Here is a 25,483-nt window from a genome sequence, read left to right as displayed (position 1 = left end):
GGGGTGTTTTCGAGAAGTACACCGACCTGAGATACCGAGTCGAACTCGGGATAGGAATTAAACCGAGATCGGCCCCCTCTCCCTCTAGGAGAGGGCTGGGGTGAGGGTGACTTCTACCGCTACAATCCCCGCTCCCCCAAGGAGCCCGCATGTCCACTCTGATCGCCGACTGGCGCGACCGCCCGACGCACCGCAAGGTCTGGGCACTCGCCGCGCCCATGATTCTGTCCAATATTTCCGTACCGTTGGTGGCGCTGGTCGACAGCACCGTTATCGGCCACTTGCCCCACGCCCATCAATTAGGCGCGGTGGCGGTCGGTGCCAGCCTGTACACCTTTCTCGCCTGGGCCATGGGCTTTCTGCGCATGGGCACCACCGGGTTTGCCGCGCAGGCCGCCGGGCGCAGCGACGGTGCGGCGTTGCGGCAGATTCTGTTGCAGGGCTTGCTGCTGGCGATGGGACTGGCACTGGTGCTTGGCACTTTGGGTGTGCCGCTGAGTGGTGTTGCGTTGCACTTCATGCAACCGTCGGCGGAGCTGGCTCAACTCACCCGGGACTTTTTCCATACACGCCTTTTCGGCCTGCCGGCGGCGCTGGCCAGTTATGCGCTGGTCGGCTGGTTCCTCGGCACACAGAACGCCCGGGCGCCGCTGGCGATTCTGCTGACCACCAACCTGATCAACATAGTCCTCAATCTGTGGTTCGTCATCGGCCTGGATTGGGGCGTGGTCGGTTCAGCGCGGGCCTCGGTGATCGCCGAATGGAGTGGCGCCCTGCTCGGCCTGCTGCTGACCCGCAAAGCGCTGCGCGCGTACCCCGGGCACATCGCTTGGGCAGCGCTGAGAATCTGGCAGAGCTGGCGCCCGTTGCTGGCGGTCAACCGCGATATCTTTATCCGCAGCCTGGCGCTGCAATCGGTGTTTTTCCTGATCACCGTACAAGGCGCGCGACTGGGTGATTCGACGGTGGCCGCCAACGCGCTGCTGCTCAATGGCTTGCTGCTGACGGCGCATGCGCTGGACGGTCTGGCCCACGCCGTCGAAGCCTTGTGCGGACACGCCATCGGCGCCCGTGATCGTCTGGCCCTGCGTCGCTCACTGGTGGTGGCAGGCGGCTGGTCACTGATCGCCAGCCTCGGCTTCGCCATGCTGTTCCTGCTGGCCGGGCACTTGTTCATCGAGATGCAGACTGACATCCAGAGCGTGCGGGACACCGCGTTCGTCTACCTGCCCTACCTCGCCGTGCTGCCGCTGATTGCAGTCTGGAGCTACCTGCTCGACGGTTTGTTCATCGGCGCCACCCGCGCGCGGGAAATGCGCAACGGCATGCTGATCACCGTGGTGCTGTTATTGCCGTTCGCCTGGGCGCTGCAAGGTCTGGGCAATCACGGGCTGTGGATATCTTTTCTGCTGTTCATGGTGTTGCGCAGCCTGACCCTCGGTGCGCAAGCCTGGTGGCTCAAGCGCAACGATGGCTGGTTCAGTGGCGGCGTTCACTGACTCGGCGTGTGCGCGATAAACCCGACCACCTGATCGAGCACCGGCGCCAGACGCCGCAACGGCCGCGACAGGGTCGCTACCAAGGTTATGTGGCTGGGCCGCGAGTAATACAAATCCTGCGCCGGCACACCGGCCTCGCGCAGCTTGCTCGCAAGGCCACCGGTGTTGCGCGTCGGGTTGACCAGATCATCCCGGCTTGCCGCAATCAACAGCGCAGGCGGTGCGCCGCGACTGACATGGTTGATCGGCTGCGACTGCGGCGGTGAGTCAGGCCAGAAGAAAACCGGACGCACCTCAGGATTCTTGATCGGCAGAAAATCATACGGCCCGGCCAGACCGATCCAGCCTCGTACATCCCTGGGCGACATGCCCACCGCCGCGAGCCATTCGCTGTCCAGCGCGAGCATCGCCGCGTTGTACCCGCCCGAGCTGTGGCCCATCAGATACAAGCGCTGCGGGTTGCCGGAAAACTCGTGGATATGCGCTTTGGTCCATGCCACCGCACGCGCCCCGTCTTGCAGGAACAGCGGATAGCGCACCTGTGGATACAAACGGTAATCCGCCACCACGGCAACAATCCCTCGGGACGCCAGCGCTTCGCCGACAAAGCGGTAGTCGACGCGCGAACCGCTGTTCCAGCTGCCGCCATAGAAAAACACCACCACCGGCGCGCCGGGCATCGGCTGATGCGGCACATACACGTCGAGCTTCTGCCGCGGATCGTCGCCATAGGCGATGCCCACGGTTTTGGCGTACGTGCTGTCCGGAGTCAACGCATTGAGCAACTGCACCGGCGAACAACCGCCCAGCACCAGCAGCAACACGATCCCCAACCCTTGCCGGAATAAACCTGCCATACGCGCCGAACCTCGCCTCAGGACTGATCGCTGCGCCACTGGCGCCGCACATGATCAAGCCGCTGCTGTTGGGTCAGACCCACCGGCGGTGGCACCAGCACGGCTCGCGGATGCAGCAAGCGTAGCCATAACCAGCCATCGAGCACGGTGCGGTCGCTGAATCCCAGCGTCAGGCCTTGATGCACATGGGAGGCCATCGTCGCGTAATCGGTTCCCAGCGATTGGCACCAGCGCCAGATATGCTGCTCCAGCAAGCAGGTTTGCAGGCGTTCGCGCTGGCGCCGGGTCAGGCTTTCTTCGATGCTCAGCGGCTCGACGGCTAGCCCCGGGTTGCGCAACTGCTGCCAGCCCAGACTGCCAATCGCCCGGTCGGCCCAAGTGCCACCGAACCAGCGCAGCTGACGAATCGGCCCGAGCCAGCGGCTCAGCTCAGCGGCATCGCAGGCATCGAAAAAATAGCTCGCGGTCTGCCGGTTGTAATAGCTGAGCAAAGCCCGGTGGTTCAATCCAAACGACACCGTGAGCATGCGCTGCAAGTGACTCAGCAGTTGTTGCGCCGCAACCTCACTGCTCAACAACAGCCCGCGCCAGGTGTTCGGGTCGCTGTGACACAACGCGGCCAATGCCGGGCAGTCACGCAGCTCGATCAACACCGGGCCGTGCTCGCTGACCGGTTCGAACTCAGTGCCTTCGAACAGGCTGAAACACTGCACACCGGCAAAAGCCCGGCGCAGGGTCAGCAAGGCCTGCGGTGCATCCGGGCCATCGAGCAACAGCCACTGCGCCATGGGCTCAAGCGCCGCGCCATTCATGTTGCGCCGCTCTGTTCAAGCGCGGTGACCAGTCGACAACTGCACACCGATTGAGCGCAATGGTTGAAACTGCCGCCGCCGGGGATCAGGCACAACAGCAGCAACGGTTCACCGCAAGTCAGCAGTTGCTGCAAGCCGTCACTCACCAGGCTGTCGGGCAGAGGCATGGGCAGGTCATCATCGGTGTCGGCAACGGCGGATGGCGGCTGCAGCACGCCGCTGATCATCGGCTGATCCGGATCCCCCTCGAAGAAACTCACCACCACCTCGACACCCTCGCTCAGCGCCGCCATGGACACCTGCGCCAGGGACGGCGCAAGCGGTAGCCAACAATGACTCGGGGCGGCCCCTTCGCCCTGATAGAGCCAGTCGAATTGCACCGCCACCGGACGCATCCGGTCAGGCTGCGGCTCATCGACCGCCACAACCCAGGCCCGTTGCAGGCTGTGCATGCGCAGGCGCGATGGCGCTGTAGCCGATGTGTACGGCACTTGCACCGTGCCGAACAGGCGGTTGACGTAGGGAGGTTCACGGGATGGATCGGCGCGATGTTCAATGCGTGTGAGCAACCACGACCGATTGCATTCAGCGAAGGGATGACCGGCCAACCGCAGCCAGTGACCGCTGCGCAACGCTGGCAGTTCACTCTGGCCTTCAGCCCGTTGCACACCCGATAAACTGCTCCCAATTGCACTTTGCAATTGCCATTGCCGCAACGCGGGTGACATATCTTGCCCGTCGTCCTCGCGCGGATACTGCGCGGTACCGGCCAAGGGTAACTGCGCCGGATCATCGGCGAACACCAGGCAATGCCGGTCGCGATCGTGTTCAAAGTAGTAGTGAATCCGCGCCTGCGTACACAAGCGCTGGAGCAGTTGCAAATCGGACTCGCGGTACTGCGTGCAGAACGTCCGGGCCGGGTAGCCGCCGGACAGATCGAAGCGGCGCTGGGCACCAACAATCCCGTGCTCCCTGAGCACTTGTTCGATGATCTGCGGCACCGAACGGCCACTGAAGATGCGTTGACTGAAGCGCAGCGCGAGGCAACCGAGTTTCGGCCCCAGACGGATCCGGCTCAATCTCGAACCCTCTGCGTGTTCATGCTGGACAAGGCTCTGCAATTGCCCGTGCACGCCCTCCCCCGACGGCCCGAAACAGAGGAACGCCGAACGGTATAGCAGGCCGGCGAGATCCAGGTGCGGATCGTCGATCAACACATCGATCTCGAACGCAAAGGATTCGCTGAGGGCTTCGCTACCGGTAAAGGCCAGGACTTCGAAAGGGTCGGACAGGCCCGCTACATCGAGACGAAAGGACGACTCGTTGACTGGTTCGAACATGGGCGGATCTCTACAGGAGGGGCGGTCGGGGATTCTCGCCGAGAGCCATGGCCGAGTAGAGAGCTGAAGTACAACTTAGGAAATGACCTACGCGAAAAGCAGACCGGATGACTTTGCTGGCCAGGAATGCCATGGATTTCGCGAAGATTTTGGGAGATATCCCACCGGATCATCCGAATTTTCCGCCACGCTCAGGAAAAATTCAGACAACCCGGCAAGATCGCCACCTGGCCTCAGGAAGACAGGTAGGAGGAGCGGGTCAGGCCCAGACGCAAGGCATCGAGAAATTGCGTGCGCTCGCTGGCACTGATGCGGGCACTGGCGCACTTGTCGCGGTAGTGGGTCATCAGTTCTTCCGGCGACAAGTGCACGTAACGCAGCATGTCTTCGATGGTGTCGTGGGTCTCGATACCGGCGTGGTACACGCTGCCATCGGCGTTCTGGTAGATGTTCACCGAGTCGGTGTCACCGAACAGGTTGTGCATGTCGCCGAGGATTTCCTGATAGGCGCCAACCAGGAACACGCCCAGCAGGTAATCTTCGCCTTCATTCAAACCGTGTACCGGCAGGCTGGTTTCGATGCTCTGCTCGTCGACGTACTGATTGATCTTGCCGTCGGAGTCGCAGGTCAGGTCTTGCAGCACCGCGCGACGCAGCGGCTCTTCATCGAGACGGTGCAGCGGAATGATCGGCAGGACCTGATCGATTGCCCAGGTGTCCGGCAGGCTCTGGAATACCGAGAAGTTGCAGATGTACTTGTCGGCCAGCTTGTCGTTGAGTTCGTCGAGCACTTGGCGGTGCGAACGCTGACGGGCTTTCAGCGAGTTGTGCAGGCGACGGCACACGGCGAAGTAGCACTGCTCGGCCAGGGCTTTTTCCGCCAGGGTCAGTTTGCCGTCGGCGTACTGCGCAGCCACGTCGCTCATGTAGTGGGTGGCGCGCCAGTAGGTTTCGGTGACCATTTCGATGTCGGTCGGGCCGAGCAGGTCAACCAGCCACTGCACGGTTTCCGGCAGGTTTTCCTTGTTTTCGATCAGCGGGATTTCGTCGTTGTGCTTCTCGACGTCGGTGACCTGCACCACCAGCATGGCGTGGTGCGCGGTCAGCGAGCGGCCGCTTTCGGAGAAAATGTGCGGATGCGGCAGGCTCTGCGCGTCGCAGAATTCCTTGAGCATGCCGACCACGACACCGGCGTAATCGTCCATGTCGTAGTTGATCGAGCTGGCGTTGCGCGAGTGCGTGCCGTCGTAGTCGACGCCCAGACCGCCGCCGACGTCGATGTGATCGACCGGCAGACCGAGATTGCGCAGCTCGCCGTAGTAACGGATCGCTTCCTTGAAGCCGTGCTGGTAGTCAGCCAGGTTGGCGATCTGCGAGCCCATGTGGAAGTGCAACAGGCGAATGCCCTGATCCAGGCCAGCCGCACGGAAACGCTCGACCACCGACAGCAGTTGTGCTGCCGACAGACCGAATTTGGATTTCTCGCCACCGGTGTCCGCCCACTTCGACGACGCCAGCGACGACAGACGCACGCGCAGGCCGACCTGTGGCTTGACCTTGAGCGAGGCGGCTTCTTCGATCACCAGACCGACTTCGGATTCTTTCTCGATGACGATGAAGACGTTGTGGCCAAGCTTCTGGCCCATCAGCGCCAGACGGATGAACTCGCGGTCCTTGTAACCGTTGCAGACGATGGTGCCGCCCTTCGGCGCCAGCGCCAGCACGGCCAGCAACTCAGGCTTGGAGCCGGCTTCCAGGCCGATGGAAACGTCCTGGGTGGCGATGATGTTCTCGATCACCGCTTCTTGCTGGTTGACCTTGATCGGGTACAGCGCGGTGTATTTGCTCTGGTACTCCAGGCGCTCGATGTTCGAATCGAAGGCACCGGTCAGTTGGCGAACACGGTCTTGCAGAATGTCGGGGAAGCGAACCAGCAACGGCAAGGACAAACCGCTTTTGCGCAGTTGGTCGACTTGTTCGAACAGGTCGATAGGCGAGCTGCTCGGACCGTTCGGACGAACTTCGACGCGACCGGCGTCATTGATCGCGAAATACCCGGCCCCCCAATGGCGAATCCCGTAAACACTGCGGCTGTCCGCAACTGTCCATTGGCTGCCATCGTCTTTGCGTGTGCGTCGTACGGACATCGAAGTCCCCTATAAAGAAGTCATAGTGCGTCGCCTGATCTCAGGCCGGCGCATTCTAAAGAATGAAAATGACGGTTTGTCAGCGCGGCGGTAGACCGCACTGACTGCGTGGAGTTTAGAAACCGGTCATGAACAGGCTCTGTGAAAACCATGGAGACGACGCCGGATCTGAAGTGTTTCAGCGCCGGATCAAGCCGCAGGTGGTTTTCACAGAGGCTGCTAGCCGCCGGACTTCTTCGCTTTGAAACCGTGCTTGATCAGCTCAGCCAAGAGTAGCTCGACATGATCGCCCTGGATTTCGATGATTCCGTCTTTCAACGCGCCGCCAGTGCCGCAACGTTTCTTCAACGTTGTCGCTAGCTCCTTGAGCGCGTCTTCGGCCAGTGGCACGCCGGTGATGGTAGTCACCGTTTTGCCGCCACGGCCCTTGCTCTCGCGTCGCACGCGGGCAATGCCGTCGCCAGCCGGGATCACGGTTTGTTTGCAGATACAGGCGTCCACCGGCTTACTGCATTCCGGGCAATGACGACCTGCGTCGGTGGAAAATACCAGGCCGCCCAGGGCGGCGAAGGATGCGGCTTTTTTGGCCACCGGCAATCCTCTCGGGAGGACAAAGACTGATCGCGACCTTGGGCAAGGTCATCGACCGCGAAGCCCCACTCAGGCAGGGGCAGCGCTACTGCACCGATAAAGCGCCAAATGTAGGAGCTGTCGAATGAAACGAGGCTGCGATCTTTTGATTTCGACGCCAAAACAAAAAATCAAAAGATCGCAGCCTGCGGCAGCTCCTACAAAAAGCACTCGCGGTGCAGCTTGAAAAGGTCGCGCAGTGTAACGGCAAAAATCCCGATTGCTAAGTGCCAATCGGCGCCAATTTATGTGTTCTTTGCGACGTCGCTTTGCTGCGCCTTGAGATAGCGCTTCAATGCGGCCAGAGAGTCCGGGCAATAAGGCTTCTGCTGGATTTCCTGCAGCACCTGCTCGACCGGAATAAAGCGCGCTTCCAGCACCTCCTCCGGTTGCAGTTTCAACGGGCCGTCCCATACGGCAGAAAACGCCGAACACCACAGGCGATTGCCGGTGTCCTCAAAATAGAAATGGTCATGAGCCGTCAGCTCGACGCCGCTGACGCCCAATTCCTCTTCCAGTTCACGGGCCGCCGACTCGGCGTAGGTCTCGTCTGCCTGGACCATGCCGCCCGCCGCGACGTCCCAGTAGCCGGGATAAATCGCCTTGCTCAAGGTGCGCCGGTGCACGCACAGCTCACCGGCGGAATTGAACAACATGATGTAGGTGCCACGACCGATCAACCCGCGCTCGCGCAAATCGGCGCGCACGAGCGCGCCGAGCAGGTTGTCCTGCTCATCGACCCAGGCGATCTGTTCAGCATCGGAGGCGGCGCGATGGGCCGCCTCTTTGGCGTTGTGGCTCATGAATCAGCCCTGATTGAGCAGTTGACGCAAATCGATCACCGCGGCGTTGGCCCGGGAAATATAGTTGGCCATGACCAGCGAGTGGTTGGCCAGCACGCCGAAGCCGCTGCCGTTAAGAATCATAGGACTCCAGACCGGCTCCTGCGAGGCTTCCAGTTCACGGATGATCTGGCGCACGCTGACGGTGGCGTTCTTCTTCGCCAGCACATCGGCGAAATCGACTTCAATGGCGCGCAGCAGGTGCGACAGCGCCCAGGCCTGACCGCGGGCTTCGTAGAACACGTTGTCGATCTGCATCCACGGGGTCTCGACGACTTCTTCGTCAACCTGCGGCACTTCGCCGATCGCCGGCACTTCGGTTTTCAGCGCGGTATTGAGTTTGACTCGGCCTACGCTGGCCGACAGGCGTTGCGACAGCGAACCGAGACGGGTGCCGACATCGCCCAGCCAGTTGTTCAGGTTGTCGGCGCGAGCATAGAACAGCGCGTTTTTCTGGGTTGGATCAGACAGGCGCGCCTGATAACGACTCAGCGAGTTGATGCCCTCCTGATATTCCGACTCACTCGACGGCAGGATCCAGCTCTTGTTGTCGAAGTTGAAACGCGGCTCGGCCTTGGCCAGATCGGCATCTTCCGCCGACTGCGACTGCGAACGGGCAAAGTCTTTACGCAGGGCACGGGTCAGGTCACGCACCTGCACCAGCACGCCGTATTCCCAGCTTGGCGTGTTGTCCATCCACAGGCCCGGCGGGAAGCGGTCGTTGGAAATGTAGCCGCCCGGCTTGTTGAGCAAGGTGCCGGCAACGGTCTTCAGGGTTTCGACGGTGGTGTAGCCGATCACCATCTGCTTGCCTTCTTTCTCGGCCGCCACTTGCGCGTTTTGTGCGACCGGAAACAGCGCCGGCTCCTGGCTCCAGTACCAGCCAAGGCCAATGGTCACCAGCAGGTAGATGCCGATCAGCGTGGCCAATGCACGGCTGAACAGTAATCCGCCAACATAGCTGCGGGTGGCCGACTTGGGTTCGGCGGCACGTTCAGGCGCGCTGCCCGCGCGGTTTTTCCAGTCCAGCATGGCGATATCCTTTCAATCACTTGGGTTCAACGGTTCGACCACAACCATACAACAACGTGCCGAGGCCGGGCACCCGCGCGTAAAGATAAGCCGCAATTCGTGTGGGCGAATGACGCTTCGACGATGACTAAGGGAATCCCCGATGCCCATGCTTCAGCCCATCGGATTGAAAACCATCGCAAAAGTCATTCACTGCACGGATAAAAGCACGACTGCCCCGTCATCCTGATCACCCAGCTTAGTCAGGGAGTGCCCGGCCTACGGGGACTTGTCAGACACTCAGGTCAAAAACAAAACCGCCCGGTCAGAAACTGAATGGTGACGCACTGCAGATTATTGACGTACGACACTCGTGTAAGGGAAAAGAGGTGCTAGCATAGAGCCACCAGTCGATCTCAGCATGCAGCCTAACTAGTAGTCAGGATATGACCGAGCCAGAAGACCCCAGCCGTGAGCGTCTCAAGCACCACTTTGCCCAGCGGGTAATTCATCAGGCACGTCAGATTCTTGAGATATGGCAGCGCCTGCAACGCACTGAGTGGTCCAATGTCGATCTCGCCGAACTGAGCGAGGCCAACCTGCGCCTGCTGCGTTTTGCCGAGCGCTTCGAACAGCCCGAACACACGCAGCTTGCGCGCCATATCAGCCAATCGCTGGAAGCGGTGGACGCCAATCGCGGTCGCCTGAGCAGTGGCTTGATCACCGACCTCAATCGCTTGATGCAGCGCTTGTCACGCACCGGCCTGCGCCATGGCGATCAACTCGACCAGACTTTCCTGCCACCGCTGCGCAAACCGATCTATGTGATGCTGCAAGATCACGACCGCGCCGAACGCCTGGCCAAACAACTGGAATTCTTCGGTCTGAGCGCGCAGGCGCTGGACAGTGTGTCGGCGTTTCGCTCCTCGATGGTCGAGCGCCTGCCCGCGGCGATCGTCATGGACGTCGATTTCAGCGGCGCCGGCATCGGCCTGAAACTTGCCGCGGAGGCCCAGGTCGGTTTGGAAGAACCGCTGCCGCTGCTGTTCTTCAGCCTGCACGAAACCGACACGCCAACCCGTCTCGCCGCCGTGCGCGCCGGCGGCCAGGAGTTCCTCACCGGCACCCTCGAAGCGTCGAGCCTGCTGGAAAAGATAGAAGTCCTCACCTGCGTCGCCCAGTACGAACCTTATAAAGTGCTGATCATCGACGACTCGCGTGCGCAGGCCTTGCACACCGAGCGCCTGCTCAACAGCGCCGGCATCGTCACGCGGACCTTGATCGAACCGATTCAGGCGATGGCGGAACTGGCCGATTTCCAGCCCGACCTGATCATCCTCGACATGTACATGCCAGCCTGCACTGGCACCGAACTGGCCAAAGTGATTCGCCACAACGATCGCTATGTCAGCGTGCCGATCATTTACCTGTCTGCCGAGGACGATCTGGACAAGCAGCTCGACGCCATGAGCGAGGGCGGCGATGACTTCCTGACCAAACCGATCAAGCCGCGCCACCTGATCACCACCGTGCGCAACCGCGCCGCCCGCGCACGCAACCTCAAAGCACGGATGGTCCGCGACAGCCTCACCGGTCTGTACAACCACACGCACATTCTGCAATTGCTCGAAGACTGCTCGTTCCGCGCCCGCCGCGAGAACAAGCCATTGAGCTTTGCGATGCTCGACATCGACCATTTCAAACGGGTCAACGACAGCCACGGCCACCCGATGGGCGACCGGGTGATCAAGAGCCTCGCGCTGTTTCTCAAGCAGCGTTTGCGCAAAACCGATTTCATTGGCCGATACGGCGGCGAAGAATTCGCCATCGTCATGCCCGACACCGATATAGAAGCCGCGCACAAAGTGCTCGACGAGATCCGCCAGCGCTTCGCTGAAATCCACTACCCGGCGCAGCCGCAGGATTTGTGGTGCACCTTCAGCGCTGGCGTGGTGGAAATGCACGACGACTGCGACAGCCTGATGATGGCCAGTCAGGCCGACGAAGCGCTGTACCGCGCCAAGGGCGCCGGACGCAATCGCGTGCAGACCGCGCGCGACTCAAAGCAAAGTGCCACTTTTTCATCGGATTCCACTGATTCGGTCATAACCCTGTAATAGAACCGCAATAAATTCAGGCGCTTACCATTTCTGCCGTTGGTAGCCGTCATGCGCCTGAAGTTGCTCACCAATCTCAATACCCTGCTGTTGGTCGCCGTGTGTCTCGCACTCGGCGCGACGCTGTGGTGGTCGCAAAAAGCCCTTGAGCGCCCGTACCTTTTGATGGAGCGCTATCTCGGTCTGTCGCAACAATTTCAGAACGAGGTGGCACGCAACGTCGAGGATTACCTCGCCAGCGGCGACGCCTTGCGCCTGAGCAGTGCCAGTCAGGCCATCGACAATTTGCAGAAAGAACTCGGCGAATTGCCGCCAGCGCTGGCCGACACCCTGCGCCCGAGCCTGTCGGGCCTTGATGAATTCAGCAAGACCGACTTGCTCGCTGCCGGCAAACTGGCGGGCGACCCGCAGGCCTTGCTGTTGCAGGCAGAGCGCGAACTGAGCGCCAGCCTCGATCAGCTCAGCACTTACGCCAACGGCAACGCGGCTTATCTGACGCCGTTGCTCGTCGCCTCTCAGCACTTAGGCAAACTGTCACTGGCGCGGGACAAACTGGTCAGCAGCGGGCGCAGTGAACTGGCCGCCGATGTTGAGCGCGAAGTCACCAATATCCGCTCGCAAGCTCAGGTAATTGAGGCCCTGCCCTTGCTCGGTGTTGTCGCCAAAAGCGAATCGGGCAGTGATGACTTTGCGGCAATGATGGGCATCGAGAACAGCGAAAAAACCGTCGCCGAAGACGCTGGTGTCGGGCTCAAACGTGAGCTCAACAGCTTGCTCGGACGCTATCCGGCGGAGCTGGCACGCACACGGGATCAGATCCAGAAACGCACCGACCTCAGCACCGCCACCCACCAGAAAATCGCCGCCGTGCAGCAGGCCATCGCCGGACTTGAGCCAGTCGTGCGCGCGCAGCACGGGCAAATTCAAGGCGAAGTGCGGCTGATGCAAGGCGTGATGATCGGCTTGATTCTGCTGATTGCGTTGCTCATCGACACCTTGCAGCGGCGGCTGGCCCGCACGCTGACCAATCTCGCTCCGGCGCTGTCGAACTGGGCCGAAGGCGATTTCAGCCGCGACATTCATTTGGGCAAAACCAACCGTGAACTGCACGACATCGAGGCCTCGCTCAATCGCTTGCGTGCCTACCTGGTGGACTTGGTTGGGACAATTCGCGGCAATGCCGAACAAGTCGCAGGCAGCAGTCGCACGCTCGCCGAACTAAGCAACGACTTGCACAGCGGCGCCGAACATCAGGCCGGTGACACCGCGCTGATCCGCGATTCACTCGGCGAGTTGGAGGCGACGATTCAGCAGGTCGCTGGCGATGCGCAGCAGGCGGCGGATGCCAGCCGTCATGCCGGACTGGCGGTCGAGCATGGCCAGACCGTGATTGGCCAAAGCCTCACCGGCCTGCACGCGCTGGTCGGTGAGGTTCAGGGCAACGCGCAAATGATCGAGCATCTGGCCGAGGAGTCAGCGACCATTGGTGGCGTATTGACGGTGATTCGCTCGATTGCCGATCAAACCAACCTGCTGGCGCTTAACGCGGCGATCGAAGCGGCGCGTGCCGGGGAAATGGGTCGAGGATTTGCCGTGGTGGCTGAAGAAGTGCGCTCGCTGGCACAACGTACAGCCGGCGCAACTGCCGAAATTCAAACCCTGATCGCCGGCCTGCAAACCGCTGCTCGTCAATCGGTCGAAGGCATGCGCGCGCAGGTCGAGCACGCCGAAGCCACGGCCAATCAGGCGCAAGCGGCGGATGGCGCGCTGGATAAAATCGTCGGCGCGATCCAGACCATTTCCGACACGGCGATCCGCATTGCCGACGTCACGGCGCAGCAGAGCGGCGCGGTCAGCGAGATTCGCGATCACAGTGAGCGGATTCATCAGTTGGGTGGGGATAATCTGGTGCGTATCGGCCGCGGGCGTGAGCAGGGTGAGAATCTGCTGGTATTGGGTGGGCAATTGCATACGGCCGTACAGGCATTTCGCGTCTGACAAATTGCCTTCGCGAGCAAGCTCGCTCCCACATTGGAATGCATACCCCTGTGGGAGCGAGCTTGCTCGCGAAGGCGTCAGTCCAGACACCACAAATGACCGGATCAAACCACTTGGTCACATATTTCGCGCAAACATCGGCCATCGTGCTGGCTATTGCATAGAACTGGACAGTCACAAAGTCTTTGCGGCATAGTCGCCGGGTTCTGACGATTGCTCATTCATAACAAGGACTACGCAGATGGCGACCCTCCTGGTGCTGCACGGCCCCAACCTGAACCTGCTCGGCACCCGCGAACCCGGCACTTACGGTTCAACGACCCTGGCGCAGATCAATCAGGATCTGGAGCGCCGCGCCCGTGAAGCCGGTCATCATTTGCTGTATCTGCAAAGCAATGCCGAGTACGAATTGATCGACCGCATCCACGCCGCGCGTGGCGAAGGGGTCGATTTCATTCTGATCAATCCAGCAGCTTTTACGCACACAAGTGTCGCATTACGTGACGCGTTGCTGGGAGTGAGCATCCCATTCATCGAAGTGCATTTGTCCAACGTGCACAAACGTGAACCTTTCCGCCATCACTCTTACTTCTCCGACGTTGCGGTGGGAGTGATCTGCGGCCTTGGCGCCAGCGGTTACCGACTGGCCCTGGAGGCTGCGCTAGAACAGCTTGAAACACAGGCAACGGCTTGAACTACAAGCGTTAAACGCCCCTGACCGACCCTTGGGAGTTGATGATTCATGGATATCCGTAAAGTTAAGAAACTGATCGAATTGCTGGAAGAGTCCGGCATCGACGAGCTCGAGATCAAGGAAGGCGAAGAGTCCGTACGCATCAGCCGTCACAGCAAGACCCCGGCTCAGCAGTACTACGCGCCGGCTCCGATGCACGCTCCGGCTGCCGCACCTGCCGCCGCTGCTGCTCCGGTTGCTGCCGCAGCCCCGGCTGCCGCTGCTGCACCAGCGCTGAACGGCACTGTTGCCCGTTCGCCGATGGTCGGCACTTTCTATCGCAAATCTTCGCCAACCTCGCCGTCCTTCGTTGAAGTCGGCCAGACCGTGAAGAAAGGCGACACTCTGTGCATCGTCGAAGCCATGAAGATGATGAACCACATCGAAGCTGAAACCAGCGGTGTGATCGAGTCCATCCTCGTCGAAGACGGCCAGCCGGTTGAGTACGACCAACCGCTGTTCACCATCGTTTGAACTGCGGAGAGCCTTTGATGACTGCGAAGTTGGAAAAAGTTCTGATCGCTAACCGCGGTGAGATCGCCCTGCGGATTCTGCGTGCCTGCAAAGAGATGGGCATCAAGACCGTCGCCGTTTACTCCAAGGCCGACAAAGAGCTGATGCACCTGGGTCTGGCAGACGAATCCGTCTGCATCGGCCCGGCTTCTGCCGCTCAGTCCTACCTGCACATCCCGGCCATCATCGCTGCCGCTGAAGTGACTGGCGCTACCGCCATTCACCCAGGCTACGGTTTCCTCGCGGAAAACGCCGATTTTGCCGAGCAGGTCGAGAACTCCGGCTTCGCGTTCATCGGCCCGAAAGCCGACACCATTCGCCTGATGGGTGACAAGGTCTCGGCCAAGCACGCGATGATCGAAGCAGGCGTGCCAACCGTTCCAGGTTCCGATGGCCCGCTGCCGGAAGACGAAGAAACGGCATTGCGCATCGGTCGTGAAGTCGGCTACCCGGTGATCATCAAAGCCGCTGGCGGCGGTGGTGGTCGCGGCATGCGCGTGGTGCACAAGGAAGAAGACCTGATCGCCTCGGCGAAACTGACCCGCTCCGAAGCAGGCGCGGCGTTCGGCAACCCGATGGTCTATCTGGAAAAATTCCTGACCAACCCACGTCACGTCGAAGTGCAGGTTCTGTCCGACGGCCAGGGCCACGCCATCCATCTGGGCGACCGCGATTGCTCGCTGCAACGCCGCCACCAGAAGGTTCTCGAAGAAGCGCCGGCACCGGGCATCGACGAGAAGGCTCGCGAAGAAGTGTTGGCTCGTTGCGTCAAGGCGTGCATCGACATCGGTTACCGTGGCGCCGGCACCTTCGAGTTCCTCTACGAAAACGGTCGCTTCTACTTCATCGAAATGAACACCCGTGTTCAGGTGGAGCACCCGGTTTCGGAAATGGTTACCGGTATCGACATCGTCAAGGAGATGCTCAGCATCGCCGCTGGCAACAAGCTGTCGTTCACTCAGGATGACGTGGTTATTCGTGGCCACTCGCTGGAATGCAGGATCAACGCTGAAGACCCGAAAACCTTCATGCCGAGCCCGGGCACGGTCAAGCATTTCCACGCACCAGGCGGCAACGGCGTTCGCGTCGATTCGCACCTGTACAGCGGTTATGCGGTTCCACCGAACTACGACTCGCTGATCGGCAAGCTGATCACTTACGGCGCGACCCGCGACGAAGCCATGGCCCGCATGCGCAATGCCCTGGACGAAATCGTGGTTGACGGGATCAAGACCAACATCCCGCTGCACCGTGACCTGGTTCGTGACGAAGGCTTCTGCAAAGGTGGCGTGAACATTCACTACCTCGAGCACAAGCTGGCCAAGCAGTCGTAAGACTGACCTGGCGTGGAAAAACCCGATCCCTGTGGATCGGGTTTTTTTATGCCTGCAACCAGCGCATCAGTACATCGACACCAAGGTAAAAGCCTGCCCCTGAATCATTTCAGGGGTTGCCCGGCGCCCGTTCTGGTCGACTACAGCGCCAGAGGCATCTTGGTGCAATGGCTTTCGACGAAACCGCTCCATGAATACCTGTGCACGTTTCGACACCGGATCGCTGGCATATCTGGCCCGCTGCAAAACCGGCGAATACAAGCGTTCAACCTGGCTGGCTGAAGTCTTGAACACCGTCGAAACACCGTTGTTCAGATTCAATGAAACAGCATAGGTATTACCCAGACAGGAAGAATACGACCAGTAATCCCATGTCGGCCTCAGCCCCTGTTGACGCAATACACTCCTGACCGGTCCACCGATGTCGGTGCCGGTCAGCCAGTCACCGCCCACCAGCGTGACCCGAACATCTTTGGGCGAGCCTCCCAGACGCGTCATCGCATCCTTGACGGTGTGGTTGATCAGCGAGCGAATGTTGTGATCGAAATGAATGACTGCGCCGACCTTTGTCGCCGGGTTGTACATCGAGGCAATCACGCAGGTCTGCGCATTCAGCGAAAACAGATAATTGTCCATAGACCCGGCGACAAACTTCGCCACCACAGCCTCGCCCTGCAACGCACCACGGTTCAGCACTGGCTCGACCCGGCCAGGAAACGCATTGCGCAGATTGTTCACTCGACCAAGATTACGTACCTGATCATTGCCGCCGCGCAGCCCGACCCGGTCATGCGTCCATTTGCCACTCGCGGTCAGACGTACGGAGCGCTGATAAATGGCTTCGGGGCGCCGGGCATCGATCAGGCTGAGCCCCCCGAAATGCTGGTTTTCCCTGACCTGGAAGTACTTGCCTCTGTTGCGGATGTAATAGGTCGGCTGGGGCTGTGCAGCACTGGGCGGACTGCGCCATGTGCCAAAAAAGACACCTTCTTCAGTGACCTGCTGCAAATTATCCGGCTTGTTGCTGACGGCCTGTCTGGCGTGAAAACGCACCTTGCGAACCGCCGGCAGCACTTCCTTGCGAATCGGATCCACGGTGCTCAAGCGTTCTGTGAGCAATGAGACCGGCCGCGTCGTGTGCTTCAGATTTCTGACCGTGCGCCCGAGTAACTTGACCGTACTGCCGGCGCCAACCATGGCAAACAGCGCGCCCCACGACGCCTCAAGCCAATGGCCGAGCGCGCCATCGACATCGCCCTCCAGATGCGCCGCGACGGCATCACCGGCACTGACGGCAATGAACACCACGTCCAGCAGCAAGGCGAAGGGCGGAAACACCATGCAAAACGGCGCGGCGGCGAACATCAGTCCCTTGACCATCTGTCTTTCGATCATTTCCGCGCGGCTGGTCGTGATGTCGTGCACATCCGTAACCGTGCGCTCGATGTAAGCGTTGAACTCAACCCGCGCGTCGCTCACTCGCTGCGCTTCGTACAACGTATCGACGCGCTGATTTTTTACCGCTATCGCATGCAAGGAGAGCGAAACGGTTTTGCGTGCAGCAACCGCCGTGCGCGCCATCAAGTAGTCATGCAGCTCGCCGGCGATGTCGCCAAACAGTGAATGGTACGGGCGCACCGCGAGGCCGTCAGGAGCATCCGGGGTATACAACCACCAAGACGGCTCGGGATCGAAAGCGGTAAAAACATAAACCCCGAGTACGACATGACCACGCACAGTAAACCTGAATACGCCGTCAGTCGTGACCCTGTTGGCGCCCGGCAAATGGCCCCCTGACGTTGGCAATTGACTCAACAGCGAGACCTGGCGGACGAGCGCTGTATACACCGTGTCGCTTAGCCGTGCCTGACTTCGCGCAACCCGCAAGTCACGATCCATTGTCGACAGCAGCACATTGCGCCAGGCAAACCGGCGCGGCTCGTAGTCCGCATGGCGAGCGTCGAGATATTTGCCTCGGATTTCGCTGGCGTACTTCTCACCCAGCCAGGCCCCGCGCAGATACAACGCCAGATCGGCGCTGCGCACCTCGCTCAGATCCTGGCCAACGGATGAGCGCACGCCCTTTTTCGGATTGTCGATACCAGCGTTGTCGTCGTAGCCGTAGATCGCCAGATCGAGCAGGCTGGCTACCGACTGTTTCCTGCGATCGGCGATGCCGGCGTTGTAATCGATCAACACGGTGGCCGGATCAACCGGTTCCAGCACCTGTTTGCTGCGCATATAAGGCGCGATCTCTGCGGCCACCGTGCGTCTGGCAAAGTCGACAAAGACTTCGAAACCGCCCAGCAACTCATTGAAGACCTGCTGATGAACAACCAGCTCCTGATTCAGGCTGCTGAGGCGTCGACGCGCATCCAGGGTCAGCGTTGAGTTCCAGCGCAGTAAATTGTCCTCTTCGACCTGCTGCAGGTTTTTGGCCAGGCCCATTTTTACAGCCGCTTCGACGCACTGAGCAAACGGCAGGGGCGCACGCCGAATATCACTGCTCATACCCCAACGGCCAGGGTCGGCAGCCACGGCGACAAGATACTCCCGCGCTCGACGATGGGCAGTGGGAGAAAGCTGCTGCAAAAGATATTCGCGACCGGACTCGCTCTGCGTCCAGCCCCAGACCTCTCCGGTCAATGCCGCCAGCGAAGGCAGGCGCACCCACTCCTGGCCGTCTGGCTTGTTTGGCGCGTACAGCAGCAGATCGCTCACCGCTGGTGCAGGCTCTTGCCGGTAAAACACCAGAAAGTCGGCACACTGCATGCTGTTGGGTAAAGTCAGTGCGGCGACGCGCAAGGATTCGCCCATGGTTTCCCCTGCCCACATCGATTCGAGACGATCATGATCGTCCACCGCCAGATGCCCCGCACAACGCGCAACGAACGCGCTTTGCTTGAGTCGCGCGACAAACCAGTCGATCAAGGCCTTTTGTACGTCCTCGCGCTCATACTGCCCGGCGAGGGCTCGCAGGTACCCGACCGGATAATCCTGGCCGGCCAGCATGTCGGCGATGAATGCCGGCTCCAGCGGCTGATTGCGTCGCGAAGGACCACTGGAGACTTCCAGAACGGCAGCGAAATCCGTACCGATCGGCCCCGCCGCGAGCAACTGGCTCAAACTGCGGTTCTGCGTCGGCTCGCCGACCGCTGAAAGCCACCTCAGGCGGACATCGATCCGGTCCGGTTCCACCTCCATGTCGAGTTTGAGCTGGATATAGTCAATCGCCTGTTGCCGGGCATAGGCGCGCAACGAGCCGTAGCCTTCCAGCAGATCATCGAGCGCTGCCTGGGCCTGCGACGTCTGTTCTTGATAACGACGCAGCCTGGCACGCTCCGGTTCGTTCAGCACCCGCAGCCAATGCGGCAATTGCGCGTATGACTGCGCTTCGAGCCTCTTCTTTTCCGCACCCGTTGCCAGTGCGGTCAACCGATAGCGGCGAGCGCCTCGTTCCTGAACCTTTTCGATTTGCCTGCGCAATCGATCCGGCGTCAGTCGCACGAGCCGGTCAGTGTGGAACAGCGCGTCGATGTCATCGATATAACGCTGCAATTTGCGCAAAACCAACTGATCGAACGCAGGCTCCTGCCCTTTGGTTTCCCAATGTGTTCGCAGGTAGTTTTTGTATTGATCAAGGAAATGCTCAGAAACGCTCTCCACAGTCTGGATGACCGCTTGACGATGGCCGAGCGGAAATCCCCGGTCAGCAGCACCCGGCCAGCGGTACGGAGCGTCCTGAATCGCCAGGTACATCATCGGCTTGCCGTCGATGATTTTCTGCAGAATCGAATCGAGCAAAGCCAGCACAAAACCCGGATCGATATTGCCGTGCGGGTAATGATTGCGCAGCTCGGTCAACGCGAAAGCTTCCATGGCCTCCAACAAGGTCAGCTGACTGCTCAGGCGCTTGTCGATGAGTACCTGCCAACGCGTGATCCGCAGCAGAATCTCCTGGGCCGTCCCTGTGGGCGCAGCGGCTTCCGGTGGTTTTTCTTCTACAATCCCTTGTTCACTCGCCATATCGTCCAGCCCGCTTGCGTAGAAATGAGCTTTCACTCTATTTGCCGGCAACCGCGCTCCGGGGATACATATGTATATCGCGCCGGCGAATGTGTAACAGCCAAGAGGCTTGTCCACTTTGCCGGCGACCTGGCGTAAACTGCGCGCTTTTGCAGCTTCGGGCTGCCCCACAGATTTTCAAAGGTGCCCGCCATGCCTTGGCTGCAAGTCCGTCTCGCCATCACCCCCGAACAAGCCGAAACCTACGAGGACGCATTCCTCGAAGTCGGCGCCGTGTCGGTGACCTTCATGGACGCCGAAGACCAGCCGATCTTCGAACCGGAACTCAACACCACCCCATTGTGGTCGCACACCCACTTGCTGGCGCTGTTCGAAGGCGGCACCGAACCAGCCCCGGTACTGGCCCATCTGGAACTGCTGACCGGCAGCCCGCTGCCCGAACACCACAGCGAAGTCATCGAAGATCAGGACTGGGAACGCAGCTGGATGGACGGTTTCCAGCCGATGCGTTTCGGCCAGCGCCTGTGGATCGTGCCGAGCTGGCACGCCGCGCCGGAACCTGATGCGGTCAACCTGCTGCTGGATCCGGGCCTGGCGTTCGGCACCGGCACTCACCCGACCACCGCTTTGTGCCTGGAATGGCTCGACGGCCAGGACCTGAAAGACTGCGACGTGCTCGACTTCGGTTGCGGTTCGGGAATTCTGGCGATCGCCGCCCTGTTGCTCGGTGCGAAAGAAGCCGTTGGTACCGACATCGACGTGCAGGCGCTGGAAGCCTCGCGCGACAACGCCGGTCGCAACAATATTGCCGACGAACTGTTCCCGCTGTACCTGCCGCAAGACTTGCCGCAGGTTCAAGCTGACGTGCTGGTTGCCAACATTCTTGCCGGTCCGCTGGTTTCGCTGGCGCCGCAACTGTCTGGTCTGGTCAAATCCGGCGGTCGTCTGGCCCTGTCGGGCATCCTCGCGGAACAAGGTGATGAAGTCGCTGCCGCTTATGCACAGGACTTCGATCTCGACCCGATCGCCAATCGCGATGGCTGGGTGCGCATCACCGGCCGTCGGCGCTAATATGTCCGCCTGCATAATCCGGATCGCCGCATGACTGACAGTTTCGTCACCCAGTGCCCGCATTGCCAAACCAGTTTCCGTGTCAGCCATGCTCAATTGAGCGTGGCCCGCGGGGTGGTTCGCTGCGGCTCCTGCCTGCAAGTGTTCAATGCCGCCAAACAGCTGCTGGAACAACACGCTGGCAAGGACGCGGTGACGCCGCTCGCGCCGTCGCTTGCCGAGCCACTGCCGATTGCGGAGCCACCGCCGATTGTCGAGTCGACGCCAGCCGTCGAACCCGTAGCCATCGTCGAGCCGCCGGCACCGCGCGCCATCAGCCAAAAGCAGTGGAGCGCCTCGGAGCTGGATCTCGACAGCCTCGATCTGGACCAGGAACTTGCCCGCCTCGAGCAACGGGAAATCCAGCCGACCACCGAATTCGGTCGTCCCCGCGAAGATTCCCTGAGCGCCCGGCGCGACATGCCTGAGCCGGACGAAACCGTCTGGCGCGACAGCCTGTTCAGCGAACATGCCGATGAGCACACGATCGAGCCCGACGACGAGGCAGAAGTCTCGGAGATCGAACCGGCCAAAGCCGCGCGCACCGAGCCTTCGCTGACTTTGGAACCGGTAGATCTCGACGACGAGCCGGCGATCCCGCAACTGCGCCTTCACGACCCGATCGATCCGAATGCCCGTCGTGAACGATTTTCTGCCAGCGACGACAACGATGACGGCGACGAGTTGCCATCGATCGAGCCGCTGCGCAAAAAGCGCGAGCGCGCAGAACCCGGTGTACGTGCTGAAGTCCTGCAGGACCTGACTGACGACCCGCTGCAACTGGACTGGCAGAAACGCCGCTCGCCGTGGGGACGCCGTTTGCTCTGGTTGCTGTTGGTGCTACTGGCGGCGGGCGGACTGGCTGCCCAATACATCGCCTATCATTTCGACGAACTCGCCCGCCAGGATCAATACCGTCCGTGGTTCCAGCAAATCTGCCCGCAGATCGGCTGCACGGTGCCGTCCAAGGTCGACATCGCCCGGATCAAGAGCAGCAACCTGGTGGTGCGCAGTCATCCAGAGTTCAACGGCGCATTGGTGGTCGACGCGATCATTTATAACCGCGCGACATTTTCTCAGCCCTTTCCATTACTGGAACTGCGTTTCGCCGACCTCAATGGCCACTTGATCGCCAGTCGTCGCTTCAAACCCGGCGAGTACCTCAGAGGGGACCTCGAAGGTCTGGCGGAAATGCCGCCGCAAACGCCGATCCACATTGCGCTGGATATCCTCGACCCAGGCCCGAAAGCAGTGAATTACAGCCTGAGTTTCCACTCGCCCGAGTGAATCCCTGCGGCGGTTTGCAATTGACGGCGGTTTTCTGACTTTGCCACCCACAACCAAACCTGTGGCGATAACGGAATAACTGTTCAGATTTTGTTCAATTCAGCCTTTATCCAGTCATCGAGAGCGGGTATCATGCCAACCCTTTTTCGAACTCTCATGATCCGGCCCCACCTCAGGGAAGTCCTATGTCGGCGGTACGCATCGGCCCATACACATTGCAGAACGGCTTGATTCTCGCCCCGATGGCGGGCGTCACCGACCAGCCCTTTCGTCAGCTGTGCAAGCGTTTGGGCGCAGGGCTTGTAGTCTCGGAAATGGTCACCAGTGACATGAGCCTGTGGAACACCCGCAAGTCGCGCATGCGCATGATCCACGAAGGCGATCCCGAGCCCCGCTCGGTGCAGATTGCCGGTGGCGACGCGCAGATGCTGGCGGATGCGGCCCGGGCCAACGTCGAATTGGGCGCGCAGATTATTGATATCAACATGGGTTGCCCGGCAAAGAAGGTCTGCAACAAGGCCGCCGGTTCCGCGTTGTTGAAGGACGAAGCACTGGTGACCGAGATCCTGCAGGCCGTTGTGGCTGCGGTTGATGTGCCGGTCACCTTGAAGATCCGCACCGGATGGGATCGCGACAACAAGAACGGCCTGACCGTGGCGAAGATCGCCGAGCAGGCCGGGATCACCGCGCTGGCAGTGCATGGCCGCACTCGCGCCGATCTGTACACCGGTGAAGCCGAGTACGACACGATTGCCGCGATCAAGCAGGCGGTGTCGATGCCGGTGTTTGCCAATGGCGATATCGATTCGCCGGAAAAGGCCCGTTACGTGCTCGACGCGACCGGTGCCGATGGCCTGTTGGTAGGCCGCGCCGCCCAAGGGCGGCCATGGATTTTTCGCGAGATCGAACACTTCCTGCGTACCGGCGAGAAATTGCCGGCACCGGAACTGATCGAAGTGGAACACATTCTGCTGGAGCATCTGGCCGCCCTTCACGCTTTCTATGGGGATGTGATGGGCGTGCGCATTGCGCGCAAGCATGTGGGCTGGTATCTCGCAACCTTGCCGGGCGCCAGGGAGTTTCGCGCCCACTTCAATCGTTTGGATGGTACGGAAACACAATGCGCCAACGTTCGGGAGTTTTTCGCCGAGCGTTACAAGAGCCTGACAGGGGACGAAGAAGGGGTGGCCGCATGACGATGATGACCGAGACTTTAGTGAGTGGAACAGCACCCGTGAGCGACAACGTGAATTTGAAACAGCACCTCAATACCCCGAGCGAAGAAGGCCAGACCCTTCGCGGGAGTGTCGAGAAGGCGCTGCACAATTATTTCGCCCACCTTGAGGGCGCGTCCGTCACGGATGTGTACAACCTGGTGCTCTCCGAAGTCGAGGCTCCCCTGCTCGAAAGCGTGATGAACTACGTCAAGGGCAACCAGACCAAGGCCAGTGAGCTGCTCGGACTTAACCGCGGCACGCTGCGCAAGAAACTCAAGCAGTACGATCTGCTGTAAGCATTCAATCAAACCAGAAAGGCGCCCGCGTAAAAAACGGTCGCCTTTTTTGCTGACTTCCTTTGCTTTTGATGGAAATTGAGATGACCGACCAGACTACCCGCCTGCCGATCCGCCGCGCCTTGATCAGCGTTTCCGACAAGACCGGGATCCTCGAATTCGCCAAGGAGCTTGAAACTCTGGGCGTCGAGATCCTCTCCACCGGCGGAACGTTCAAGCTGCTGCGCGACAACGGTGTTGCCGCAGTGGAAGTCGCGGATTACACCGGTTTCGCCGAAATGATGGACGGTCGGGTGAAAACCCTGCACCCGAAAATCCACGGCGGCATCCTCGGTCGTCGCGGTATCGACGACGCAATCATGAGCGAGCACGGCATCAAGCCGATCGATCTGGTGGCGGTCAACCTGTACCCGTTCGAAGCCACCATCAACAAGCCAGGCTGCGACCTGCCGACCGCCATCGAGAACATCGACATCGGCGGCCCGACCATGGTCCGTTCGGCAGCGAAAAACCATAAAGACGTAGCGATCGTGGTGAATGCCAGCGATTACGCCAGCGTCCTGGAAGGCCTGAAAGCCGGTGGCCTGACCTACGCGCAGCGTTTCGACCTGATGCTCAAGGCCTTCGAACACACGGCCGCCTACGACGGCATGATCGCCAACTACATGGGCACCGTGAATCAAGCGGCTGAAACCCTGAGCACTGAAGGCCGCAGCGAATTCCCGCGCACCTTCAACAGCCAGTTCATCAAGGCCCAGGAAATGCGCTACGGCGAGAACCCGCACCAGAGCGCGGCGTTCTACGTGGAAGCCAAGCCTGCCGAAGTCGGCATCGCTACCGCGACCCAACTGCAAGGCAAAGAACTGTCGTACAACAACGTGGCCGACACCGACGCCGCGCTGGAATGCATGAAGAGCTTCGTCAAGCCAGCCTGCGTGATCGTCAAGCACGCCAACCCGTGCGGCGTGGCCGTCAGCCCGGACGCTGAAGGCGGCATCCGTCAGGCTTACGAACTGGCTTACGCGACTGACACCGAATCGGCATTCGGCGGCATCATCGCCTTCAACCGTGAACTGGATGCCGAGACCGCCAAAGCGATCGTCGAGCGTCAGTTCGTTGAAGTGATCATCGCCCCTAGCGTCAGCGAAGAGGCTCGCGCCATCGTTGCAGCCAAAGCCAACGTGCGCCTGCTGGCCTGCGGCGAGTGGTCGGCAGACCGCGCAGCCGCGTGGGACTACAAACGCGTTAACGGCGGTCTGCTGGTACAGAGCCGCGACATCGGCATGATCAGCGCCGATGACCTGAAAGTCGTGACCAAACGCGCGCCGACCGAACAGGAAATCCACGACCTGATCTTCGCCTGGAAAGTGGCCAAGTACGTCAAGTCCAACGCCATCGTCTACGCCAAGAACCGTCAGACCATCGGTGTCGGCGCTGGCCAGATGAGCCGCGTAAACTCGGCGCGTATCGCCGCGATCAAGGCTGAGCACGCTGGCCTGCAAGTTGCCGGTTCGGTGATGGCATCGGACGCGTTCTTCCCGTTCCGCGATGGCCTCGACAACGCGGCCAAGGTCGGCATCACTGCGGTGATCCAGCCGGGCGGCTCGATGCGTGATGCTGAAGTGATTGCTGCTGCCGACGAAGCTGGCATCGCGATGGTATTCACCGGCATGCGTCACTTCCGTCACTGATTATTGCTTGATCGTACCCACGC

Annotated in this window: 19 protein-coding genes; 11 read left to right on the top strand and 8 right to left on the bottom strand. The window is 60.5% G+C overall.

The features are described from left to right. The first annotated feature begins 149 nt into the window (after window positions 1-149). Window positions 150-1,499 (top strand): MATE family efflux transporter, encoded by a 1,350-nt coding sequence (locus AC0ZWN_RS11715; RefSeq protein ID WP_476335125.1) that lies wholly within the window; start codon window positions 150-152, stop codon window positions 1,497-1,499. Here AC0ZWN_RS11715 and AC0ZWN_RS11710 read toward each other — a convergent pair. From AC0ZWN_RS11710 to AC0ZWN_RS11680, 7 genes are all read right to left on the bottom strand, one after another. After that, the gene (locus tag AC0ZWN_RS11710) at window positions 1,493-2,356 is read right to left on the bottom strand and encodes an alpha/beta hydrolase (protein WP_116255832.1); all 864 of its coding nucleotides are present in this window, start codon (window positions 2,354-2,356) and stop codon (window positions 1,493-1,495) included. The genes AC0ZWN_RS11715 and AC0ZWN_RS11710 overlap by 7 nt on opposite strands. 17 nt (window positions 2,357-2,373) lie before the next feature. Beyond that, window positions 2,374-3,168, bottom strand: a complete 795-nt coding sequence (locus tag AC0ZWN_RS11705) for a DUF4123 domain-containing protein (RefSeq protein ID WP_476335123.1) — start codon at window positions 3,166-3,168, stop codon at window positions 2,374-2,376. Beyond that, window positions 3,165-4,508, bottom strand: coding sequence for a type VI secretion system Vgr family protein (locus AC0ZWN_RS11700; protein ID WP_476335122.1), 1,344 nt, complete (start codon window positions 4,506-4,508; stop codon window positions 3,165-3,167). Before AC0ZWN_RS11700 ends, AC0ZWN_RS11705 begins: the two co-directional genes overlap by 4 nt. A gap of 233 nt (window positions 4,509-4,741) precedes the next feature. Beyond that, window positions 4,742-6,655: an arginine decarboxylase gene (gene speA / locus AC0ZWN_RS11695; protein ID WP_093430253.1), complete on the bottom strand. Its 1,914-nt coding sequence runs from the start codon at window positions 6,653-6,655 to the stop codon at window positions 4,742-4,744. A 219-nt stretch (window positions 6,656-6,874) separates the two neighbouring features. Continuing rightward, window positions 6,875-7,246, bottom strand: coding sequence for a translation initiation factor Sui1 (locus tag AC0ZWN_RS11690; protein WP_007914613.1), 372 nt, complete (start codon window positions 7,244-7,246; stop codon window positions 6,875-6,877). Between the two features lie 284 nt (window positions 7,247-7,530). Beyond that, complete coding sequence (locus AC0ZWN_RS11685) at window positions 7,531-8,088, bottom strand: NUDIX hydrolase (protein ID WP_095047360.1); 558 nt, start codon at window positions 8,086-8,088, stop codon at window positions 7,531-7,533. Window positions 8,089-8,091: 3 nt separating this feature from the next. Further along, window positions 8,092-9,159, bottom strand: coding sequence for a DUF2333 family protein (locus AC0ZWN_RS11680; RefSeq protein ID WP_016984927.1), 1,068 nt, complete (start codon window positions 9,157-9,159; stop codon window positions 8,092-8,094). Window positions 9,160-9,584: 425 nt separating this feature from the next. Between AC0ZWN_RS11680 and gcbA the strand changes: the two genes are divergently transcribed. From gcbA to accC, 5 genes are all read left to right on the top strand, one after another. After that, on the top strand, window positions 9,585-11,255 hold the full coding sequence (gcbA, locus tag AC0ZWN_RS11675) for a diguanylate cyclase GcbA (protein ID WP_093430251.1): 1,671 nt from the start codon (window positions 9,585-9,587) through the stop codon (window positions 11,253-11,255). A 51-nt stretch (window positions 11,256-11,306) separates the two neighbouring features. Then, window positions 11,307-13,253: a methyl-accepting chemotaxis protein gene (locus AC0ZWN_RS11670; protein WP_476335120.1), complete on the top strand. Its 1,947-nt coding sequence runs from the start codon at window positions 11,307-11,309 to the stop codon at window positions 13,251-13,253. A gap of 241 nt (window positions 13,254-13,494) precedes the next feature. Continuing rightward, the gene (gene aroQ / locus AC0ZWN_RS11665) at window positions 13,495-13,947 is read left to right on the top strand and encodes a type II 3-dehydroquinate dehydratase (RefSeq protein ID WP_093430249.1); all 453 of its coding nucleotides are present in this window, start codon (window positions 13,495-13,497) and stop codon (window positions 13,945-13,947) included. 48 nt (window positions 13,948-13,995) lie between these two features. After that, window positions 13,996-14,460 (top strand): acetyl-CoA carboxylase biotin carboxyl carrier protein, encoded by a 465-nt coding sequence (gene accB, locus AC0ZWN_RS11660; protein ID WP_093430248.1) that lies wholly within the window; start codon window positions 13,996-13,998, stop codon window positions 14,458-14,460. A 17-nt stretch (window positions 14,461-14,477) separates the two neighbouring features. Then, a complete protein-coding gene (accC, locus tag AC0ZWN_RS11655; protein WP_093430247.1) occupies window positions 14,478-15,833 on the top strand; it encodes an acetyl-CoA carboxylase biotin carboxylase subunit in 1,356 nt (451 codons plus the stop codon). Between the two features lie 66 nt (window positions 15,834-15,899). Here the strand turns inward: accC and AC0ZWN_RS11650 are convergent, their stop codons facing one another. Further along, on the bottom strand, window positions 15,900-19,859 hold the full coding sequence (locus AC0ZWN_RS11650; protein ID WP_476335117.1) for a type III effector 1: 3,960 nt from the start codon (window positions 19,857-19,859) through the stop codon (window positions 15,900-15,902). 192 nt (window positions 19,860-20,051) lie between these two features. Between AC0ZWN_RS11650 and prmA the strand changes: the two genes are divergently transcribed. From prmA to purH, 5 genes are all read left to right on the top strand, one after another. Next, complete coding sequence (gene prmA, locus AC0ZWN_RS11645) at window positions 20,052-20,930, top strand: 50S ribosomal protein L11 methyltransferase (protein WP_093430245.1); 879 nt, start codon at window positions 20,052-20,054, stop codon at window positions 20,928-20,930. A 30-nt stretch (window positions 20,931-20,960) separates the two neighbouring features. Beyond that, window positions 20,961-22,256 (top strand): DUF3426 domain-containing protein, encoded by a 1,296-nt coding sequence (locus tag AC0ZWN_RS11640; RefSeq protein WP_099757888.1) that lies wholly within the window; start codon window positions 20,961-20,963, stop codon window positions 22,254-22,256. Window positions 22,257-22,441: 185 nt separating this feature from the next. Further along, window positions 22,442-23,452 carry a tRNA dihydrouridine synthase DusB gene (gene dusB / locus AC0ZWN_RS11635; protein ID WP_093430243.1) on the top strand — a complete coding sequence of 337 codons (1,011 nt, stop codon included), beginning with the start codon at window positions 22,442-22,444 and terminating at the stop codon, window positions 23,450-23,452. Further along, on the top strand, window positions 23,449-23,769 hold the full coding sequence (gene fis / locus AC0ZWN_RS11630) for a DNA-binding transcriptional regulator Fis (RefSeq protein WP_003221275.1): 321 nt from the start codon (window positions 23,449-23,451) through the stop codon (window positions 23,767-23,769). The genes dusB and fis overlap by 4 nt, the downstream gene beginning before the upstream one ends. Window positions 23,770-23,852: 83 nt before the next feature. Then, complete coding sequence (purH, locus tag AC0ZWN_RS11625; RefSeq protein WP_476335114.1) at window positions 23,853-25,460, top strand: bifunctional phosphoribosylaminoimidazolecarboxamide formyltransferase/IMP cyclohydrolase; 1,608 nt, start codon at window positions 23,853-23,855, stop codon at window positions 25,458-25,460. The last annotated feature ends 23 nt before the right edge of the window (window positions 25,461-25,483 follow it).

Source organism: Pseudomonas sp. 3B-A001-10F (assembly GCF_056313565.1).
The sequence above is the reverse complement of the archived record's forward strand: the minus strand, read 5'-3'. Positions and strand labels throughout refer to the sequence as shown.

Bases quoted from the DNA above. Each gene is read 5' to 3' on its own strand.
- AC0ZWN_RS11715 (WP_476335125.1), top strand. From the start codon at position 150: ATGTCCACTCTGATCGCCGACTGGCGCGACCGCCCGACGCACCGCAAG.
- AC0ZWN_RS11710 (WP_116255832.1), bottom strand. From the start codon at position 2,356: ATGGCAGGTTTATTCCGGCAAGGGTTGGGGATCGTGTTGCTGCTGGTG.
- AC0ZWN_RS11705 (WP_476335123.1), bottom strand. From the start codon at position 3,168: ATGAATGGCGCGGCGCTTGAGCCCATGGCGCAGTGGCTGTTGCTCGAT.
- AC0ZWN_RS11700 (WP_476335122.1), bottom strand. From the start codon at position 4,508: ATGTTCGAACCAGTCAACGAGTCGTCCTTTCGTCTCGATGTAGCGGGC.
- speA (WP_093430253.1), bottom strand. From the start codon at position 6,655: ATGTCCGTACGACGCACACGCAAAGACGATGGCAGCCAATGGACAGTT.
- AC0ZWN_RS11685 (WP_095047360.1), bottom strand. From the start codon at position 8,088: ATGAGCCACAACGCCAAAGAGGCGGCCCATCGCGCCGCCTCCGATGCT.
- AC0ZWN_RS11680 (WP_016984927.1), bottom strand. From the start codon at position 9,159: ATGCTGGACTGGAAAAACCGCGCGGGCAGCGCGCCTGAACGTGCCGCC.
- gcbA (WP_093430251.1), top strand. From the start codon at position 9,585: ATGACCGAGCCAGAAGACCCCAGCCGTGAGCGTCTCAAGCACCACTTT.
- AC0ZWN_RS11670 (WP_476335120.1), top strand. From the start codon at position 11,307: ATGCGCCTGAAGTTGCTCACCAATCTCAATACCCTGCTGTTGGTCGCC.
- aroQ (WP_093430249.1), top strand. From the start codon at position 13,495: ATGGCGACCCTCCTGGTGCTGCACGGCCCCAACCTGAACCTGCTCGGC.
- accB (WP_093430248.1), top strand. From the start codon at position 13,996: ATGGATATCCGTAAAGTTAAGAAACTGATCGAATTGCTGGAAGAGTCC.
- accC (WP_093430247.1), top strand. From the start codon at position 14,478: ATGACTGCGAAGTTGGAAAAAGTTCTGATCGCTAACCGCGGTGAGATC.
- AC0ZWN_RS11650 (WP_476335117.1), bottom strand. From the start codon at position 19,859: ATGGCGAGTGAACAAGGGATTGTAGAAGAAAAACCACCGGAAGCCGCT.
- prmA (WP_093430245.1), top strand. From the start codon at position 20,052: ATGCCTTGGCTGCAAGTCCGTCTCGCCATCACCCCCGAACAAGCCGAA.
- AC0ZWN_RS11640 (WP_099757888.1), top strand. From the start codon at position 20,961: ATGACTGACAGTTTCGTCACCCAGTGCCCGCATTGCCAAACCAGTTTC.
- dusB (WP_093430243.1), top strand. From the start codon at position 22,442: ATGTCGGCGGTACGCATCGGCCCATACACATTGCAGAACGGCTTGATT.
- fis (WP_003221275.1), top strand. From the start codon at position 23,449: ATGACGATGATGACCGAGACTTTAGTGAGTGGAACAGCACCCGTGAGC.
- purH (WP_476335114.1), top strand. From the start codon at position 23,853: ATGACCGACCAGACTACCCGCCTGCCGATCCGCCGCGCCTTGATCAGC.